This is a genomic window from Actinacidiphila alni, from assembly GCF_900112845.1.
GTDB lineage: Bacteria > Actinomycetota > Actinomycetes > Streptomycetales > Streptomycetaceae > Actinacidiphila > Actinacidiphila alni.
In genome coordinates this window covers 89,898-106,316 of the sequence record NZ_FONG01000019.1, presented here as the reverse complement: position 1 = coordinate 106,316, position 16,419 = coordinate 89,898, and the positions used below count along the sequence as shown (strand labels likewise).

Here is a 16,419-nt window from a genome sequence, read left to right as displayed (position 1 = left end):
CCAAGTCTGTCACGGCGGGGCCGGCCCCGCGCGGGTGCAATGCGCGCGGGGCCGGCCCTTCCATGTAATGGGGGACGTTGTGAATGGCGTTTCGGTTGACTGCCGGTGACGGTGGATCAGTCGCGTACGGAGAGCTGCTCCGCCGCGTCCGCGGACTCGGCGTCCGACCGCTTCGACGTGCTGTTCTCGAAGTCCGCGGAGGAGGCGACGAGGATGCCGTAGGACGCCTTCCTGCGGACGAGGAGGCCGGACAGGGTCAGCAGCAGACCCGCCAGGCCGATGCCGGTGACGACCCATAGGCCGGGCCGGTAACTGTCCAGAATGGCCTGCTTGTTCGCCGGGTGATCGCCGCCGCCCGAGGTGACGACCGCGGTGACCACCGCGAGGAAGATGGCGCCGCCGACCTGGAAGGAGGTGTTGAGCAGCCCGGAGACCATGCCCTGCTCGTGGTCCTTGACGCCGTTGGTGGCCTGGATGTTGAGGGACGGGAAGGCCAGGGCGAAGGCGGCGCCGAGCAGCAGCATCGAGGGCAGGATGGCCGCCGCGTAGTTCGGGTGCAGATCGACGCGGAGGAAGAGGATGTAGCCGATCACCAGCGACGTGAAACCGACGGCGATCACCCGCGGGGTGCCGAAGCGGTCCACGATCGGGCCCATCCGGGTGGACAGCACCGCGACCAGCGAGCCCGCGGGCAGGAAGGCGAGCGCGGTGTGCAGGGCGCTCCAGCCCAGCACGTTCTGCATGTACTGGGTGACCAGGAACTGGAAGGCGACGTAGGAGCCGAAGAAGGTGGCGCCGCCGAGATTGGCGCGGACCTGGCTGGACGAGCGGAGGACGCCGAGCCGGATCAGCGGATGGGCGGAGCGGTTCTCGATCATGACGAACGCCGCCAGCAGGACGGCGACGGCGGCGAAGGAGCCCAGGGTACGGGCCGAGGCCCAGCCGGCGTCGGACGCCGAGACCACGGTGAACACCAGCAGCAGCATCGACGCGGTGCCAGTGATGGCGCCGGGCAGGTCGTAGCCGCGGCCCGCACCGCTCTCGCGCGGGCTCTTCGGGATCAGCTTCAGACCGGCGATCAGGGCGATCAGCGCGACGGGGGCGGGCAGCAGCATCGTCCAGCGCCAGCCGGCCTCGGTGAGGAAGCCGGAGAGCACCAGGCCCATGGAGAAGCCGGTGGCGCCGCAGCTGGAGTAGATGGTGAGGGCGCGGTTGCGGACCGGGCCCTCGGCGAAGGTCGTGGTGATGATCGACAGTCCGGCCGGCGCGGTGAAGGCGGCGCTGAGGCCCTTGATGAAGCGGGTGGCGATCAGCAGTTCACCGGAGTCGACGAGGCCGCCGAGCAGCGAGGCGACGGCGAAGACGGCGAGCGCGACGAGGAACACCCGTCGCCTGCCGAGCAGGTCGGCCGCGCGGCCGCCGAGCAGCAGCAGGCCGCCGTAGCCGAGGATGTAGCCGCTGACGACCCACTGCAGCGAGGACGTGGACAGGTCGAGGTCATGGGCGATCGAAGGCAGCGCCACGCCGACCATCGACACGTCGAGTGCGTCGAGGAACAGCGCCGCGCAGAGCACGAAGAGCGTGCCCCACTGGAGGGCACTCCATCGCTCTTCGGTGCGGGGGACGGTAGGAGACGGAGAGGTCATGGAGGAGAGACTTACATGCGTACGCATTCAATGCAAGTGCATTTAATGTCCGCGCATGCAGGGTCCGTTTTCTGCTACCGTTCCTGTATGACCGGCGACAAAGGTGAGCGGGCGCTCGTGGACGAGTGGCGGCAGATCCTTGCCGTACACGCGCGCACGGCATGTGAACTCGACCGTGAACTGCACCAGTACGGCCTCGGCGCGAGCGACTTCGAGGTGCTCGACGTGCTGGCCGCCGGTGAGCCGCAGGACGGCGGCTGCACCTTCCGGGTGCAGGAGCTGGCCGACCGCGTGCACCTGAGCCAGAGCGCGCTGTCCCGGCTGGTCGCCCGGCTGGAGAAGGACGGGCTCGTCGACCGCGGCATCTGCAACGAGGACCGGCGCGGTGTCCGGGTCGGCCTCACCGAGGCCGGCCGCGCCCGCTACGAGCAGGCCCGCCCCTGTCACCGCGCCGTACTGGAGCGGATGCTCGTCACGTCCTGACGGCGCTCACCCAAGTGACGGTCCTCGCCGGGCCGACGGCCGTCACGATCCGCGGCGTCCCGTGCGCCGTCAGGTGATCGCCGAGGTGCGCCGCCACAGCTCCAGCAGCGAGTCGTCGCCCGTCACCGACAGGCCCTCGTACGGTCCCCGGTTCCACAGCGCCAGGTAGAGATCCTGGGCCGGTCCGCCGACCGTGCAGTCCGCGGCGGTGTCCTGCGCGTCCCGCTCGGTGACCGGCGCCTCGGCCGACAGCCGCACCAGCCACTCGCGCGGCCCGTCCGCGACATCGACGGCCCGGATCCGTACCGTACGGGGCCGGTCGGTGCGAACCCTGCTGCGCTGCCTGGCGTGGAAGCCGGTGAGCAGTTCGTCCACCCCGTCCGCCGCGAAGTCCGGTTCCACGGAAGAGAGTTCACCGCCGCGCGCGGCCTGCGCGTCCACCCGGTGGACCGTCGTCTCATGGGCCTGACGGCGCGCCCAGAAGGCCAGCGGCGACGGCGCCGGCAGAAAATACCAGCAGTCGACATCGGCGGGGGCCGCGGTGAGTACGTCGGTCAGCCGACCGTGCGTCCCGCGATACCAGTCCACCAGCTCCGGATCGGCGGGCGCGCTCGGGTCCCAGTCCTGGGGCCGGGTGCGCCGCTCCGCGACATAGCCGGCCGCCCAGCGGTGCACCGCGCCGGTGTGCGCCAGCAGATCGCGGACCCGCCAGTCGGGGCACGGCGGCACGGGCGCGTCGAGCCCGGCGTCCTGTGCCGCGTCGGCGAGCAACGCGCCTTCGCGGCGCAGCGTGTCGATGAACCCCGAGGTCTCCATGCGCGGATTGTCGCAGGTCCGGGCCGCGCGGACGACGGGATTACGGGCGGCGCGCGCGGTGCAGCGCGGCGGCGCTCAGCCCGTCGGCCGGGTGCCGGCTCCGGCGCTCGGCGCGCCCTTCACGGAGCCCGCGCCGGAGGTGCCCTCCGCGCCGGCCCGGCGGCGCGACCAGCGGGCGGCGTAACCGAGCAGGACGGCGTTGATCGCGGCGCCTACCAGGGCGGCGACCACCGTCAGCGTCCAGCCGGACCAGCCGAAGGCCGTGCCACGGGTGTCCATACCGCCGACCGCGGCGAACAGCGCCCACAGGGCGGGCGTCCAGGGCAGGGTGAGCAGGACCAGCAGGACCGCGGTGAGCGAGGCGTTGCGGTGCGAGAAGACCGCCGTGTCCAGCAGCATCAGCGCCAGTGCCGCGCCGACCACGTACAGATAGCCGCGGGAGACCCGTTCCCGGTGCAGCGGGACGGTGGCGGCGGCCAGCCAGGTCGGTATGCGCATCGCTCCTCCTCCTTGCGGGTGCCGCGGGCGGCGGCAGGGACACCCGCGGCACCGCGGGCGGCGGCCGGACCGGCGTCCGCGCCGATCACCCGCCGGGTGCCGGGCAAAGGACTAGGATGCCGCGAACCGCGCCGGTGAGCGCCTGTTCCGTAGGTCACTTCCGCGCGGGCGCCGCGCTCCGTCGCACCTGGCGCGAGCCGCCGGGCGCGCCGTTGCGCAGCGCGTAGGCGATCGCCGCCGCGATCGCCGCGAGCACGGAGACGGTGGTGAGGGCCGTGGGCAGCCCCAGGGCGTCGGTGAGGAAACCGATCGACGGCGGGCCGAGCAGCATGCCGCCGTAGCCGACGGTGGAGGCCGCCGCGACACCGCCGGGCCCGGTCAGTTCGCCCGCCCTGGCGATGGCGGTGGGGAAGAGATTGGCCAGGCCGAGACCGGTGAGGGCGAAGCCCGCCACCACCAGCGGGATGGACGGGGCCAGCGCGCCGAGCAGCATGCCGGCGCTCGCGGTGAGCCCGCCGAGCACCAGCGCCCGGGTCTGCCCCAGCCGTTCGATCAGCGCGGTGCCGGACAGCCGGCCGAGCATCATCGCGCACGCCACCGCCGCGTAGCCGGCCGCCGCGATGCCCGGCCCGCCGTGCAGATCCTGCTGGATGTGCAGCGGGCCCCACTCGGCGAGCGCGCCCTCGCCGTACGCCGAGCAGCCCGCGATCATGCCGACGAGCGCGACGAGCAGACCGGCGCGCGCGGGCCGGCCGGCGGGTGCGGCATCCGGCCCGGACCCGGCATCCGCCGTGGACGCCGGCCTCGACCCCGCCGCGGTCGCGGGCCGTACGTCCTCGGGCGCGTCGGCGGCCGGCGTCCCGGCGCCGGGCCCGCGCAGCGGGTGCGCCAGCAGGACGCGCCCGGCGAGGACGACCGCCACCAGGCCGATCGGCGTGAGCAGCAGCAGATGGGTGCGGGGTGACAGATGGGGTGCCAAGAGGCCGCCGAGTCCCGCGCCGAGCAGCCCGCCCAGGCTGTACGCGGCGTGGAAGCCGGACATCACCGGGCGGCGCAGAGCCGCGATCAGATCGACCGCGACGCTGTTCATCGCCACATTGAGGCCGCCGTAGGCGATGCCGAACAGCAGCAGGACCAGGCCGAGGGCGAGTGCCGAGTGCGTCCTCGGGGGCAGGGCGATGCTCAGCGCGAGCAGGATGCCGGTCAGTACGGTCACCCGCTCGCTGCCGAGGCGGCGGCAGAGCCTGCCGGTGATCATCATGGTGGCGATCGCGCCGGCGGACACGCCGAGCAGGGCCAGCCCGAGCTGGCCCGCGGACGCGCCGACCTGGGCCTTGATCGCGGGAATGCGGACGACCCACCCGGCGAAGAGGAAGCCGTCGACGGCGAAGAAGACGGTGAGGGCGACGCGCAGGCGGCGGAGGGCGGGGGAGGGGGCGGGAGTGTGGTGGGATCCTCGGAAGGTCGTCCCTATTTTGTTTAGCGTCGGCACAAAGTCAGAATAGAGGGGTGACACAGATTCGGACAAGGCTTGAGAGGGGCCGGGGCGCGCTCGGTCCGGCGCTCTCCCTCGTGCACACCGGACGGGCCGCGACCCGCGCGCTGCTCACCGCCGAACTCGGGGTGACCCGCGCCACCGCGGGCGCGGTGGCCGCCGAGCTGGAAGCCCTGGGGCTGATCCGGGTCGACACCCGGCCCACCGGTCCTTCCGGCGCCCAGGGGCGTCCCTCGCACCGGCTGGACGTCGCCCCCGAGGGGCCCGTCGCGCTCGCCGCCCAGGTGCACGCCGACGGATTCCGGGCCGCGCTGGTCGGACTCGGCGGCGAGATCGTGGCCACCGCGCCCGGCTCGATGACGGTGCCCGCCGACCCCGCGCATGTGCTCGGCGCCGTCGTGGACGCCGGGGTGGAACTGCTGCGCGAGTCCGGGCGGGTCTGCGTCGGCGCCGGCCTGGCCGTGCCGTCGGCGGTCGCGGAACCCGAGGGCACCGCCCTCAACCCGCTGCACCTGGCCTGGCCCGCGGGCGCCCCCGTACGGCAGGTGTTCACCGACCGGATCGCGCGGGCCGGCATCAACGGCCCGGACGGCGAGCCCGTCCCGTCCTTCGTCGGCAACGACGTCAATGTCGCCGCGCTCGCCGAACACCGGCACGGCGCGGGCCGGGACGCCCAGCACCTGCTCGTCGTGGCCTCCGGGCACCGCGGTGTCGGTGGCGCCCTCGTCCTCGACGGGCGTCTGCACACCGGCAGTTCGGGCCTGGCGCTGGAGGTCGGCCACCTCACCGTGCTGCCCGACGGCAGGCCCTGTCACTGCGGCAGCCGCGGCTGCCTGGACGTCGAGGCGGACCCGCTGGCCTTCCTGGAAGCGGCCGGCCGGGCGCCGGGGCCCGAGGGGTCGCTGCTGGAGCAGTGCATCGGCCTGCTCCGTGCGGAGTACGCCGACCCGGCCGTCCGCGACGCCGCGCACACCCTCATCGACCGCCTCGGCCGCGGCCTGTCCGGGCTCGTCAATGTCCTCAACCCCGACCGCATCCTGCTCGGCGGGCTGCACCGCCATCTGCTCGACGCCGATCCGGAGCGGCTGCGCGCGGTCGTCGCCGACCACAGTCTGTGGGGCCGCAGCGGGGGCGTGCCCGTACTGGCCTGCGCGCTGGACCACAACAGCCTGGTGGGAGCGGCCGAGTTGGCGTGGCAGCCGGTGCTCGACGACCCGCTCGCGCTGCTCGGCGGCTGAGCGCGGGACGGGCCGCCGCGTCGCAGGTCAGAACAGCGGCTGCGGCGCGTCCCTCGGCTGCTTCGGGGGTACGAGGTCGACGGTCGGCACCTGCTGCGGCGCGTCTTCCGGCGGGCGGTGCAGCGGCCAGCCCCGCGCGAGCCGGGTGTCCAGCAGCAGGAGCCGGCCGGGACCGTCGGGCTCCGCGGTCCGCACGTACAGATCGGGGCCCGCGGCGGCGACGAGCGTGCCGGTGAGCGCGCTGCCGGGCGGCAGCGCGCTCACCTGGCCCACGGGCGGCGGGAGTTGGGTGGGGGCGAGGCCGAACAGCCCGGCGTGGTCGACGATTTCGCACGGCCGTGGGCGCAGGGTGTCGGGCAGCTGGTCGGTCACCGAGGCGTGCAGGGCGCGCAGTTCGGCCGCGCGGGCCCCGGCGTCGGGCAGCGCGTGACGGGCGGCCCGCTTGGCCTGGCTCGCCACCCGGTCCGGTACGCCGAGCGCCGCGCCGAGGATCGCCTCGGTCCTGCGCGCCGTCATCAGCGGCCCCTCGCCGAGGAAGGTGAAGCAGACCGCCGCCTGCTCCAGCAGCCGCGCCGCACCCCGCTCGGCCGCGGTGATGCCCACCTTGAGCAGCCCGGGACCGAACCAGGCCAGATAGACCGCGTACGGCCGCGGGTCGTCCGCCTTCGTATCGGCCGCCACCGAATACGAGCGGTCCAGCGCAGCGCACCGCTCGCACTGGTCGCGCCGCGCCTCGGGAGGCAGCACCGCCCCGTACGGACACGCCGCGTACCGCCCGCCGCGCCACACCCCCGCGCAGGTGCGCACCGCGTCCGCGGCGACCGCGAGCGACACCGGTCCACCGAGCCGCAGCGGACTGGACCGGCCGCCGCGCACCGGATGCCACCACGTCCAGCCGGGCCGGCCGTCGCTCCAGCCGAGTCCCGTGCAGCGCCACATGCCGATCAGCGTAGAGCGGGGGTACGACAACGGCCTCGCGGACCGCGGGCGGCGGACCCCGGAAACAGGCAGGAGTCGGGAGCAGGGGGCGGCCCGCCGCGTACTCCACGGGTGGTAGCCCAGGTGCCGCTGGCCGTACGACGACGCGGCGACGGCGAAAAGCCAGGCTCGATGGTGTCGGCAACCCCCGACGCACCGAAGCACCGACGCACCGACACATCGCGGCACCGAGGAGTTGACGAGCGATGAACACCCTGGCGTGGCACGACGGCGGGCCCGGCCCGTGGATCCTGTTCTTCCCGCTGATCTGGGCGGCCGTGATCGTCACCGTGGTCACCGTGCTGCGCCGCACCGTCCGGCGTGGACGCGGACCCGGCGGCCCGTGGCAGCCCGGTCCCTGGCGGTTCCGTGACGCGGCGCAGGCCGCGCAGAGCGCCGAGCATTCGCCGGTCACCCTGCTCGGCCGCCGGTTCGCCGCGGGCGAGATCGACGAGGACGAGTACTGGCGCCGGCTGTCGGTGCTGGACGAGCGCTTCGGCCGCGACCTGACCGAGGGCAAGGGCGGCGCGCTGTGAGAGGGCCGACGAGCACGGCGCGGCGGTCCGGGACCGCCACCGCGGCCCGGCTGGACGTGCTGCGGGCGATCGCGACGGAGTAGCCGGACGGTCGCGCGGACCGGTCGGCGTATCCGAGCGGGGGCGGATGAACGGACCGGCCGCCGTATCCACACGGGGGGATACGGCGGCCGGTCCATGGCCGTACGGGCGGGGTCCGCTGCCGGTCCGCCCCCGGCCTGTCGCCGGGCGGTCAGGCGACCGGCACGGCCGAGGCGGCGCTCGCGGCGACGGCGGCCCGCTCGCGCGGGGGCTCGAAGGCCACGGCGGTCCGCAGCGGGACCAGCTTCGGGCGCGGCACCGGGGCGCGGAGCACGAACCACACGATCTTGCCCTCGTCCTCGGGCAGCAGGTCGGTGCCCCAGCTGTCGCTCACGGCCTCCACCATGGCCAGTCCGCGGCCGGCGGTGCCCATCGGCTCCATCGGAGCCAGCTTCGGCAGCCTGGGATCCTTGTCGGCGACGGCCACGGTGAGGCAGTCGGCGGAGTGCGACAGCCGCACCGAGCAGTGCTTGTCGGGCTTGGCGTGCCGGTGGACGTTCGCGAGCAGCTCGCTGATGCCGAGCGACGCCGCGTCTATCAGCGGGTCGAGGCGCCAGTAACGGAGCTGGGCGGACACGATTCTCCGGATCTGCTGGATCCGGTAAGGGTGCGCCTCCAGTTCGAGCGCGCATTCCTTGTCGACTCGGTCGGCTTGGTCGGCTTGCATGATCACGGCTGCGACTCCCTCCGCGGCGGGGGCCGGACACCGCGTGGCGGGGTCCGGGCGTGCGCCGCTCCGATGGGAACACCTGAGCGAAAATGCGTAGAGTGACTGCTGCAGTACTCCGTGATGCCCTAACAGCGTCACCCCGGGTGGCCGAATCCGCAACTTCCGTGACCGGCGCCCGCCTGTGCAAAGGCATCCCGCCTGGTCATGGCCACCTTTTGGCGGGTTTGCCCGTTTATGATCCCGGCATGGATGCCAACGACGACAGCGGCGTAGACCGCCGCTGCACGCACACGGCGGACGTCGACCGCAGCGACAGCGGCTACCGCGGCTGGCTCAAGGACGCCGTCCGCAAGGTCCAGGCCGACGCCAACCGCTCGGCCGACACGCACCTGCTGCGCTTCCCGCTGCCCGAGTCCTGGGGCATCGACCTGTACCTCAAGGACGAGTCGACCCACCCCACCGGCTCCCTCAAGCACCGGCTGGCCCGCTCCCTGTTCCTGTACGGCCTGTGCAACGGCTGGATCCGCCCGGGCAAGCCGGTCATCGAGGCGTCCAGTGGTTCGACGGCCGTGTCCGAGGCGTACTTCGCGGAGCTGATCGGTGTGCCCTTCGTCGCGGTCATCCCGCGCGGCACGGCCCACGAGAAGCAGCGGCTGATCGAATTCCACGGCGGCCGCTGCCATCTCGTGGACGACCCGCGCACGGTCTACGAGGTCTCGGCGCGGCTCGCGGCCGAGACCGGCGGGCACTACATGGACCAGTTCACCTATGCCGAACGCGCCACCGACTGGCGCGGAAACAACAACATCGCCGAGTCGATGTTCCAGCAGCTCGGCCGCGAGCGGTATCCGGACCCGGCCTGGATCGTGGCCACCGCGGGGACCGGCGGCACCTCGGCGACCATCGCCCGCTATGTGCACTACATGCAGCGCGACACCCGGATCTGTGTCGCCGACCCGGAGAATTCCTGTTTCTTCGACGGCTGGGTGAGCGGCGACAAGTCGGTGTCCTGCGACCGTGGTTCACGGATCGAGGGGATCGGCAGGCCGCGGATGGAGCCGAGCTTCGTGCCCGGCGCGATCGACCGGATGATGAAGGTCCCCGACGCGGCCTCGGTCGCGGCCGTCCGTGCCCTCGACGCGGCGATCGGCCGCAAGGCGGGCGGCTCCACCGGCACCGGGCTGTGGAGCGCCTTCAAGATCATCGCCGAGATGGTCGCCGACGGACGGACCGGCAGCGTCGTCACCCTGATCTGCGACCCGGGCGACCGCTACCTCGACAAGTACTACTCCGACGCCTGGCTCGCGGAACAGGGCCTGGACATCGCGCCGTACGCCGCCGCCGTCAACGCCTTCCTCGCGGACGGCAGTTGGCCGGACTGAGCCCCTTGTGCCGTACGCGAGCAGCGCCGTCCTACAGGGCGTCCGGCGACGCGTCCTCGGGGGTGCCCGCGGCGAGCGCCGCCAGGGTGGTGAGCGCCCGGCGCAGGACGTCGGGCGGGGGAGAGGCCAGACCGAGGCGGACCGCGTCGGTGGTGCGGTGCGGACCCACGACGAAGGACGCGGCCGGCGTGACGGCGATGCCGTGGCGGGCGGCGGCGGCCACGAAGGTGTCGGCCCGCCAGCGTCCTGGCAGCCGCCACCAGCAGAAGTAGGCGCGCGGATCGGCGCGCAGCGCGAAGCCGTGCAGGGCCTCGGCCGCGATCCGCTGACGCTCGGCGGCGTCCACGCGTTTGGCGGCGGCGACGGTGGCCGCGGTGCCGTCGGTGAGCCAGCCGGTGGCCGCCTCCAGCGCGTAGCCGGAGGTCGTCCAGGCGCCGGACCGCAGCGCGGCGGTCAGCCGGTCCGCGAGTCCCGGCGGGGCGACCGCGAAGCCCAGCGTGAGGCCCGGGGCGAGCCGCTTGGACAGGCTGTCGGCGAGGACGACCCGCTCCGGCGCGTACGCGGCCAGTGGTGGCGGCGCGTCCTGGCGCAGAAAGGACCAGACGGCGTCCTCGACCGCGGCCAGCCCCGACTCCCGCAAGGCGGCGGCCAGTTCGGCACGGCGGGCGGACGGCATGGTGACGCCCAGCGGATTGTGCAGCGTCGGCTGGAGGTACACCGCGGCGAGCGGCGCGGCCCGGTGGGCGGCGAGCAGCGCGTCCGGGCGCAGGCCGTCCGCGTCGCACGCCAGCGGTACGAGGCCGATGCCCAGCCGCCCGGCCACCGCCTTCAGCACGGGATACGTCAGCGCCTCCACGCCAAGACGGCCGCCGGCCGGGACGAGGGCGGCCAGCGCGGCGGCGATCACCTGACGGCCGTTGCCCGCGAAACGGATCGCCTCCGGGTCGGGCGCCCAGCCTGGTACGGCGAGCAGCGCGGCGACCGCGGCGCGGGCGGCGGGGGTGCCGGCCGCGGCGGCCGGGCGCAGCGCCGCCGTCAGCACATCGGGCCGCGCGAGCCTGGTGAGGCCGGCGGCCAGCAATTCCGTCTGCCCCTGGACCACCGGGTAATTGAGCTCCAGGTCGACGCGCGCGGGCGCGGGCTCCGCGAGCGCGGGACCCGCGGCCGGCGGCGCGGCCCGGACGAAGGTGCCGCGCCCCACCTCGCCCACCACGAGACCGCGCCTGGTCAGCTCGCCGTAGACCCGGCCCGCCGTGGAGTCCGCGATGCCGTGCCGCCGGGCGAAGGCGCGCTGCGTCGGCAGCCGGTCGCCCGGCCGCAGCCGCCCCGCCGCGATCTCCGCGGCCACCGCGTCCGCCACCCGCCGAAAGTCCCGCACCACCCGCCCCGCCTTCCGTACCGCCCCGGCGCCGTATCCGCCGCCCCGCCACATTGCACCGAGATCAATATAGGGATTGCCCTCTCAAATGCCCAGCCATAGCATCGACTTACGGTTCGAAGGAGAGGAAACCCGCAGGTGAGCACCGCATTCGTCAACGGCGTCACCCTCGGCTACGACGACGTGGGAAGCGGTGGCGCGGAGCCGCTGCTCCTCGTCCACGGGCACCCCTTCGACCGCGGCATGTGGCAGCCGCAGCTCCGGGCGGACACCGGCCGCCGGGTGATCGCCCCCGATCTGCGCGGATACGGCGCCTCGGACGTCGTGCCCGGCGTCACGTCGCTGGAGACCTTCGCCCGTGACCTCGCGGCGCTCCTCGACCACCTGGGGATCGAACTGGCCGTGCTGTGCGGGCTGTCCATGGGCGGGCAGATCGTGCTCGAATTCCACCGGCTGCTCCCGGACCGCGTGGCCGGCCTCGTCCTCGCCGACACCTTCGCGCAGGGCGAGACTCCGCAGGGCAAGAAGGAGCGCAACGACCGCGCCGACCGGCTGCTGCGCGAGGGCATGGCGGGATACGCCCACGAGGTACTGGACTCGATGGTCGCGCCCGCCAATGTCGCGGCGCTGCCCGACGTGGCCGCGCACGTCCTGCGGATGATGCTCGCCGCACCGCCCGAGGGTGCCGCGGCGGCCCTGCGCGGCCGGGCCGAACGCCCCGACTACACCGGCACGCTCGGCGGCGTCCGCGTACCGACGCTGGTCGTCGTCGGCCGCGACGACGGCTTCACCCCGGTCTCCGACGCCGAGTATCTGCACGCGCGGATTCCCGGCGCGCGTCTTGAGGTGATCGAGGGCGCCGCGCACCTGCCGAATCTGGAGCGGCCCGCCGACTTCAACCGCGCCCTGGACGGGCTGCTCGCCGCCGTGTCCGCCGGCCCGGCCGCGCGTGCGGGAGCGGCGGCGTGGTCCACAGCCGCCGCAGATGTGACGAAACACTGACGGTGCCCGGTCGCCCCTGGCCACGGTGCCCGCCGCGTGCTCGAATCGAAGGATGGACGACAGCGCGCCGCACCCGGTGAGGACACCGGTACCGCTCCCGCTCAGGGAGCCGCGGGAGCCGGGGGAATCCCACACATCGCACGACGCATCCGGCCCGGGGGACGCCGGGCCGCCGCACGAATCCGGGGAAGCGGCCGGAAAGGAGGACCGCGGCAGCCCGGTGGGCCGCCGCGTGGTGCTCGGCATGCTCGGCCTCGGCGCGGCCGGCGTCGCCGTCGGCGGTGACATCCAGGACAAGCTCGACTCCGTCCTGGCCTCGGTCAGCGCCAAGGACCCCACCGGGGTGACCGGGCTGCTGCCCGGCGGCGGCGGATTCCGCTTCTACTCCGTCTCGAACTCCATCCCGCACCGCGCCGAGAGCGATTACCGGCTGACCATCGGCGGCCTCGTCGACAAGCCCGTGTCCTACCGGCTGTCCGACCTGCGGGCACTGCCCCAGGTGCGGATGGTGCGCGACGTGCAGTGCGTCACCGGCTGGCGGGTGCCGCACACCGCCTTCTCCGGGGTGCGGCTGTCCACCCTGCTGGACGCGGCGGGCGTCCAGTCCAAGGGCGCGGCGATCCGCTTCACCTGCTTCGACGGCGTCTACACCGAGAGCCTGACCATGGAACAGGCCAGGCGGCCCGACATGCTGGTGGCGCTCACCATGAACGACAAACCGGTCACCGACGCGCACGGCGGCCCCGTACGGCTCTACGCCGCGCCCATGTACTTCTACAAGTCCGCCAAGTGGCTGTCCGGGATCACGGTCACCAAGGACGTTCAACCCGGCTACTGGGAGCACTACGGCTATGACGTGGACGGATGGGTCGGCAAGTCGAACGGCCGCCATGATGACCCGACTTCATGAGTCGCGGGCCGTCACCGGACTGCGCCGCTTCACCCGCGCCGAGACCTGGGTGCACCGTTCGCTGGCCTGGCTGATGGGTGTGTGCGTGGGCACCGCCGCCTGCCTGTACTTCCCGCCGCTGTCGGAGATCGTCGGCCGCCGGCGGCAAGTGGTCACCCTGCACGAATGGTCCGGGATCGCACTGCCCGTACCGGTGCTCCTTGGCCTCGCCTCCCGGGCCTTCCGCGAGGACGCCGGCCGGCTCGGCCGCTTCTTCCCGCACGACCGGCGCTGGCTCGGCGTCGCGCTGCGCGCCCGGCGGCGGGAGGCGAGCCTGGCGGGCAAGTTCAACGCGGGCCAGAAACTCTTCGCCGCCTTCAGCGTCGGCGCGGTCCTGGTGATGATCGGCACCGGTCTGATCATGTGGTTCCCCCGGCTGACGCCGCTGTTCTGGCGGACCGGCGCCACCTTCGTGCACGACTGGCTGGCGCTGTTCATGGCCGCCGTGATCACCGGGCACGTCTGGTTCGCCAGCAAGGACCCCGAGGCGCGGCGCGGCCTGCGCACCGGCTACGTCCCGCGCTGGTGGATCAAGGAGGAACACCCGCTGTGGCGGCCGGAGTCGGAGGCGCCGCGGAAGACGGCGGCCGGCAGGCACCGGACCGCGCCGGACGACGACCGGGCCCGTGAACGCGGCTGAACCGGTACCGGTCGGCGGCTGAACCGGTCCCGGTCCGCGGCTGATCCGGTACCGGCCCGCGGCGGACCGGTAAGGCGCCGCGGACCCGCCTCGCTCTTCGCTGTCGTTCTGTTACGGTCCGGACACCCGGGGGCCGCCCGCAGGCCATGGAGGTGTCGCGGAGCACTCCTAGCGTCGCGGTATGACGACGTCTCAGGTGACGCGGCCCCCGGCCGGCAGCCAGCCCCCCGTGGTGGCGGTGGCGGTCAGACAACCCGAGACGATACGCGCGCCGCGGCGCGGCCTTCGACGGGGGAAGGCCGGGCCGCGGCGGCTCGGCACCAGGGCCGTCACGGCGCTCGTCCTGCTCGCCGCCCTGTGCGCGGTGGCCGTCGTGGGCGCGGTGTCGGTCCGCTCCGACACCGCCGACCTGCGCGACGCGGTGAACCAACGGGCCGCCGTCGCCGCACAGTTGCGCTTCGCGCTGGCCGACCTGGACGCCCAGCGCGCGGACACTCTCGCTCCCGGCAGGTCCGCCACCGACGACCAGGTCGAGGTCGGCAACCAGCTCGTCGCGCTGATCACCGCGCAGCAGCGGCGTGCCGAGGTCAGCGAGGCCCTGCGACAGCTCGGCGCGGACCGCGGGAACAGCGGGACGGTCGGCGACCTGCTCAATTCGCTCGGCCGCTACGACGACCTCAGCGGGCGCGCCGCCTACGTCGACGAGCAGCAGCCCGACCGCACCGCGGGCCACCCGCCGACCCGCGCGGTGGCGATGAACGTACAGGCCGGGCAGATCATGCAGAACGAACTGCTGCCCAAGGCCACCCACTTGGCCGCCGTCTACCAAAACGAGGCGGCCGACCTGGAGTCGACGGCGCATGACGCGGCCATGCGCTGGACCCTGGTGATCGGCGTGATCGGCGCCCTGGCCCTGGTCTTCCTGCTGTGGTGGCAGTGGGAAATGGCCGTCGACTACCGCAGGCTGTTCAACCCGGCGCTGGTGGTCACCACCGCCGCCGTGCTGGCCGTCACCCTCGCGGGCACGGTCGCCCTCACCTCCTCGGCGGACGCCGTCGCCACCGCGAACCGCGAGGGCCTGCGCCCCTGGTCCAGGCTGGCCGAGGCACGCGCCGTGGCCGCCCAGGCCGCCGCGAGCGAGAGCCGCTGGTTCGTGCACGACGCCGCCTACGGGGTTGCCGACAAGGCCCAGTTCGACGGTTACGTCAAACAGCTCGACGCCCTGCTCCGCCCGAACGGCTACGCCACCGCGGCGGAACGCCCCGGCTACGACGACGTCCTCACCCGCTACGGCCACTTCCGCGCCGACGACACCAGGCTGCGTTCGCTCAAGAGCCAGGGCCGCACCGACGAGGCCGCCGTCGTCCTGACCAATGTCGGCCGCGGCGATGTGGCCTTCGACTTCTGGGACTTCGCCACCACGCTCGACGCGCTCGCCGGCCTCCAGCTCGCCGACTTCGACAGCAGCGCCAAGGAAGCGCACGACGACCTGGCGGGCTGGCCCCTGGTCCCGGCGGGCGCGCTCGGTGTCGCGGGACTGCTGGTACTGCTCGGCGTACGCTCCCGGTTCGCCGAATACCGCTGACGCACCTGGTACGTCAGGTCAGTTGTCGACGGCGCCCGCGCCGCCGTCGGGTTCCTCGGCGACCATCAGCTCCGACAGGTGCTCGGCGATCTCCTCGCGCAGCACCTCGGGGATGCCGGCGTCGGTCACCAGGGTGTCCACGTCCTCCAGCGAGGCGAAGGAACTCAGGCCCACCGTGCCCCACTTGGTGTGGTCGGCGATCACCACGACGCGCCGCGCGGACCGCACGAACTGCCGGTTGGTCTCGGCCTCTGCGAGATTCGGCGTGGACAGCCCCGCTTCCACCGAGATGCCGTGCACGCCGAGGAAGAGCAGATCGAAGTGGAGCGACTGGATCGCCCGGTCCGCGACCGGGCCGACCAGCGTCTCCGACGGGGTGCGCACCCCGCCGGTGATCACCACGGTCGCGCTGGCCTCGCCATTGTGCGCGCCGGTCCGCCGCTGCCCGGACTGGAAGACGTCCGCGACCCGCACGGAGTTGGTCACCACCGTCAGATCCGGCACGTCCAGCAGGTGGTGCGCCAGCGCGAAGGTCGTGGTGCCGCCCGCCAGCGCGATCGCGCTGCCCGGGGTGACCAGGGTGGCCGCGGCCCGCGCGATGGCCTCCTTGGCGCCGAGTTCCAGCGCCGACTTCGCCTCGAAGCCCGGCTCGTGGCTGCTCGCCTCGACCACCGGCACCGCGCCGCCGTGCACCTTCTCCACCACGCCCTGCCGGGCGAGTGCGTCGAGGTCGCGGCGCACCGTCATGTCGGACACATTGAGCCGCCGGGTCAGTTCATTGACCCGGACGCCGCCGCGGCGCCGCACCTCGTCGAGGATCAGGGCCCGCCGCTGCTCCGCGAGCAGGTTCTGGTTGTCGCTCACCCGTGACCCCGTCCCGTCCGTCTCGTTGTCCGCGGTGCCGTCCACCGACGCGCTGCGGTCATCTTTCCATGGGCGGGGCCGTCGCGTGTACGTCAGGTGATCGGACCGGTACGACATCCGACCGTCCGCATCACGATTACGGCACGGCTGCCGCACAAGGCGGCTGGCCGAGGTCCGC

Annotated in this window: 16 protein-coding genes; 8 read left to right on the top strand and 8 right to left on the bottom strand. The window is 73.5% G+C overall.

Annotated features, from left to right (window positions below; all coding sequences use genetic code 11):
• Positions 1 to 116: 116 nt before the first annotated feature.
• On the bottom strand, positions 117 to 1,646 hold the full coding sequence (locus BM076_RS26850; protein WP_093716282.1) for an MFS transporter: 1,530 nt from the start codon (positions 1,644 to 1,646) through the stop codon (positions 117 to 119).
• An 87-nt stretch (positions 1,647 to 1,733) separates the two neighbouring features.
• On the opposite strand from BM076_RS26850, the gene BM076_RS26845 reads away from it, so the two are divergent.
• A complete protein-coding gene (locus BM076_RS26845) occupies positions 1,734 to 2,129 on the top strand; it encodes a MarR family winged helix-turn-helix transcriptional regulator (protein WP_093716281.1) in 396 nt (131 codons plus the stop codon).
• Between the two features lie 69 nt (positions 2,130 to 2,198).
• Here BM076_RS26845 and BM076_RS26840 read toward each other — a convergent pair whose 3' ends face one another.
• The 3 genes from BM076_RS26840 to BM076_RS26830 all read right to left on the bottom strand — a co-directional run bounded on the left by BM076_RS26840 (position 2,199) and on the right by BM076_RS26830 (position 4,935).
• Positions 2,199 to 2,945 (bottom strand): maleylpyruvate isomerase family mycothiol-dependent enzyme, encoded by a 747-nt coding sequence (locus tag BM076_RS26840; RefSeq protein ID WP_093716280.1) that lies wholly within the window; start codon positions 2,943 to 2,945, stop codon positions 2,199 to 2,201.
• 75 nt (positions 2,946 to 3,020) lie between these two features.
• Positions 3,021 to 3,443, bottom strand: a complete 423-nt coding sequence (locus BM076_RS26835; protein WP_093716279.1) for an SCO4225 family membrane protein — start codon at positions 3,441 to 3,443, stop codon at positions 3,021 to 3,023.
• Between the two features lie 154 nt (positions 3,444 to 3,597).
• A complete protein-coding gene (locus BM076_RS26830; protein ID WP_093716278.1) occupies positions 3,598 to 4,935 on the bottom strand; it encodes an MFS transporter in 1,338 nt (445 codons plus the stop codon).
• 17 nt (positions 4,936 to 4,952) lie between these two features.
• Between BM076_RS26830 and BM076_RS26825 the strand changes: the two genes are divergently transcribed.
• Positions 4,953 to 6,176, top strand: a complete 1,224-nt coding sequence (locus tag BM076_RS26825; RefSeq protein WP_093716277.1) for an ROK family protein — start codon at positions 4,953 to 4,955, stop codon at positions 6,174 to 6,176.
• Positions 6,177 to 6,203: 27 nt separating this feature from the next.
• Here BM076_RS26825 and BM076_RS26820 read toward each other — a convergent pair whose 3' ends face one another.
• Positions 6,204 to 7,115, bottom strand: a complete 912-nt coding sequence (locus BM076_RS26820) for a DUF2797 domain-containing protein (RefSeq protein ID WP_093716276.1) — start codon at positions 7,113 to 7,115, stop codon at positions 6,204 to 6,206.
• 245 nt (positions 7,116 to 7,360) lie between these two features.
• Between BM076_RS26820 and BM076_RS26815 the strand changes: the two genes are divergently transcribed.
• The gene (locus tag BM076_RS26815) at positions 7,361 to 7,690 is read left to right on the top strand and encodes an SHOCT domain-containing protein (RefSeq protein ID WP_093716275.1); all 330 of its coding nucleotides are present in this window, start codon (positions 7,361 to 7,363) and stop codon (positions 7,688 to 7,690) included.
• Positions 7,691 to 7,922: 232 nt separating this feature from the next.
• On the opposite strand, the gene BM076_RS26810 is transcribed toward BM076_RS26815, so the two are convergent.
• Positions 7,923 to 8,438 carry an ATP-binding protein gene (locus tag BM076_RS26810; RefSeq protein ID WP_093716353.1) on the bottom strand — a complete coding sequence of 172 codons (516 nt, stop codon included), beginning with the start codon at positions 8,436 to 8,438 and terminating at the stop codon, positions 7,923 to 7,925.
• Positions 8,439 to 8,686: 248 nt separating this feature from the next.
• Here BM076_RS26810 and BM076_RS26805 point away from each other — a divergent pair, with 248 nt between their 5' ends.
• Positions 8,687 to 9,823 carry a PLP-dependent cysteine synthase family protein gene (locus tag BM076_RS26805; RefSeq protein ID WP_093716274.1) on the top strand — a complete coding sequence of 379 codons (1,137 nt, stop codon included), beginning with the start codon at positions 8,687 to 8,689 and terminating at the stop codon, positions 9,821 to 9,823.
• A gap of 31 nt (positions 9,824 to 9,854) precedes the next feature.
• Here the strand turns inward: BM076_RS26805 and BM076_RS26800 are convergent, their stop codons facing one another.
• Positions 9,855 to 11,255, bottom strand: coding sequence for an aminotransferase-like domain-containing protein (locus BM076_RS26800; RefSeq protein WP_407640718.1), 1,401 nt, complete (start codon positions 11,253 to 11,255; stop codon positions 9,855 to 9,857).
• Between the two features lie 84 nt (positions 11,256 to 11,339).
• Here BM076_RS26800 and BM076_RS26795 point away from each other — a divergent pair, with 84 nt between their 5' ends.
• The 4 genes from BM076_RS26795 (at position 11,340) to BM076_RS26780 (ending at position 15,377) form a co-directional block, all read left to right on the top strand.
• The gene (locus BM076_RS26795) at positions 11,340 to 12,203 is read left to right on the top strand and encodes an alpha/beta fold hydrolase (protein WP_093716273.1); all 864 of its coding nucleotides are present in this window, start codon (positions 11,340 to 11,342) and stop codon (positions 12,201 to 12,203) included.
• 220 nt (positions 12,204 to 12,423) lie between these two features.
• The gene (locus BM076_RS26790) at positions 12,424 to 13,113 is read left to right on the top strand and encodes a molybdopterin-dependent oxidoreductase (protein ID WP_407640717.1); all 690 of its coding nucleotides are present in this window, start codon (positions 12,424 to 12,426) and stop codon (positions 13,111 to 13,113) included.
• Complete coding sequence (locus tag BM076_RS26785) at positions 13,094 to 13,792, top strand: cytochrome b/b6 domain-containing protein (protein WP_407640716.1); 699 nt, start codon at positions 13,094 to 13,096, stop codon at positions 13,790 to 13,792. The genes BM076_RS26790 and BM076_RS26785 overlap by 20 nt, the downstream gene beginning before the upstream one ends.
• Before the next feature lie 181 nt (positions 13,793 to 13,973).
• Positions 13,974 to 15,377, top strand: coding sequence for a hypothetical protein (locus tag BM076_RS26780; RefSeq protein WP_143120654.1), 1,404 nt, complete (start codon positions 13,974 to 13,976; stop codon positions 15,375 to 15,377).
• 18 nt (positions 15,378 to 15,395) lie between these two features.
• Here the strand turns inward: BM076_RS26780 and BM076_RS26775 are convergent, their stop codons facing one another.
• Entirely contained in the window at positions 15,396 to 16,241 is an 846-nt protein-coding gene (locus BM076_RS26775; RefSeq protein WP_093716351.1) for a DeoR/GlpR family DNA-binding transcription regulator, read from the bottom strand.
• Positions 16,242 to 16,419 lie beyond the last annotated feature (178 nt).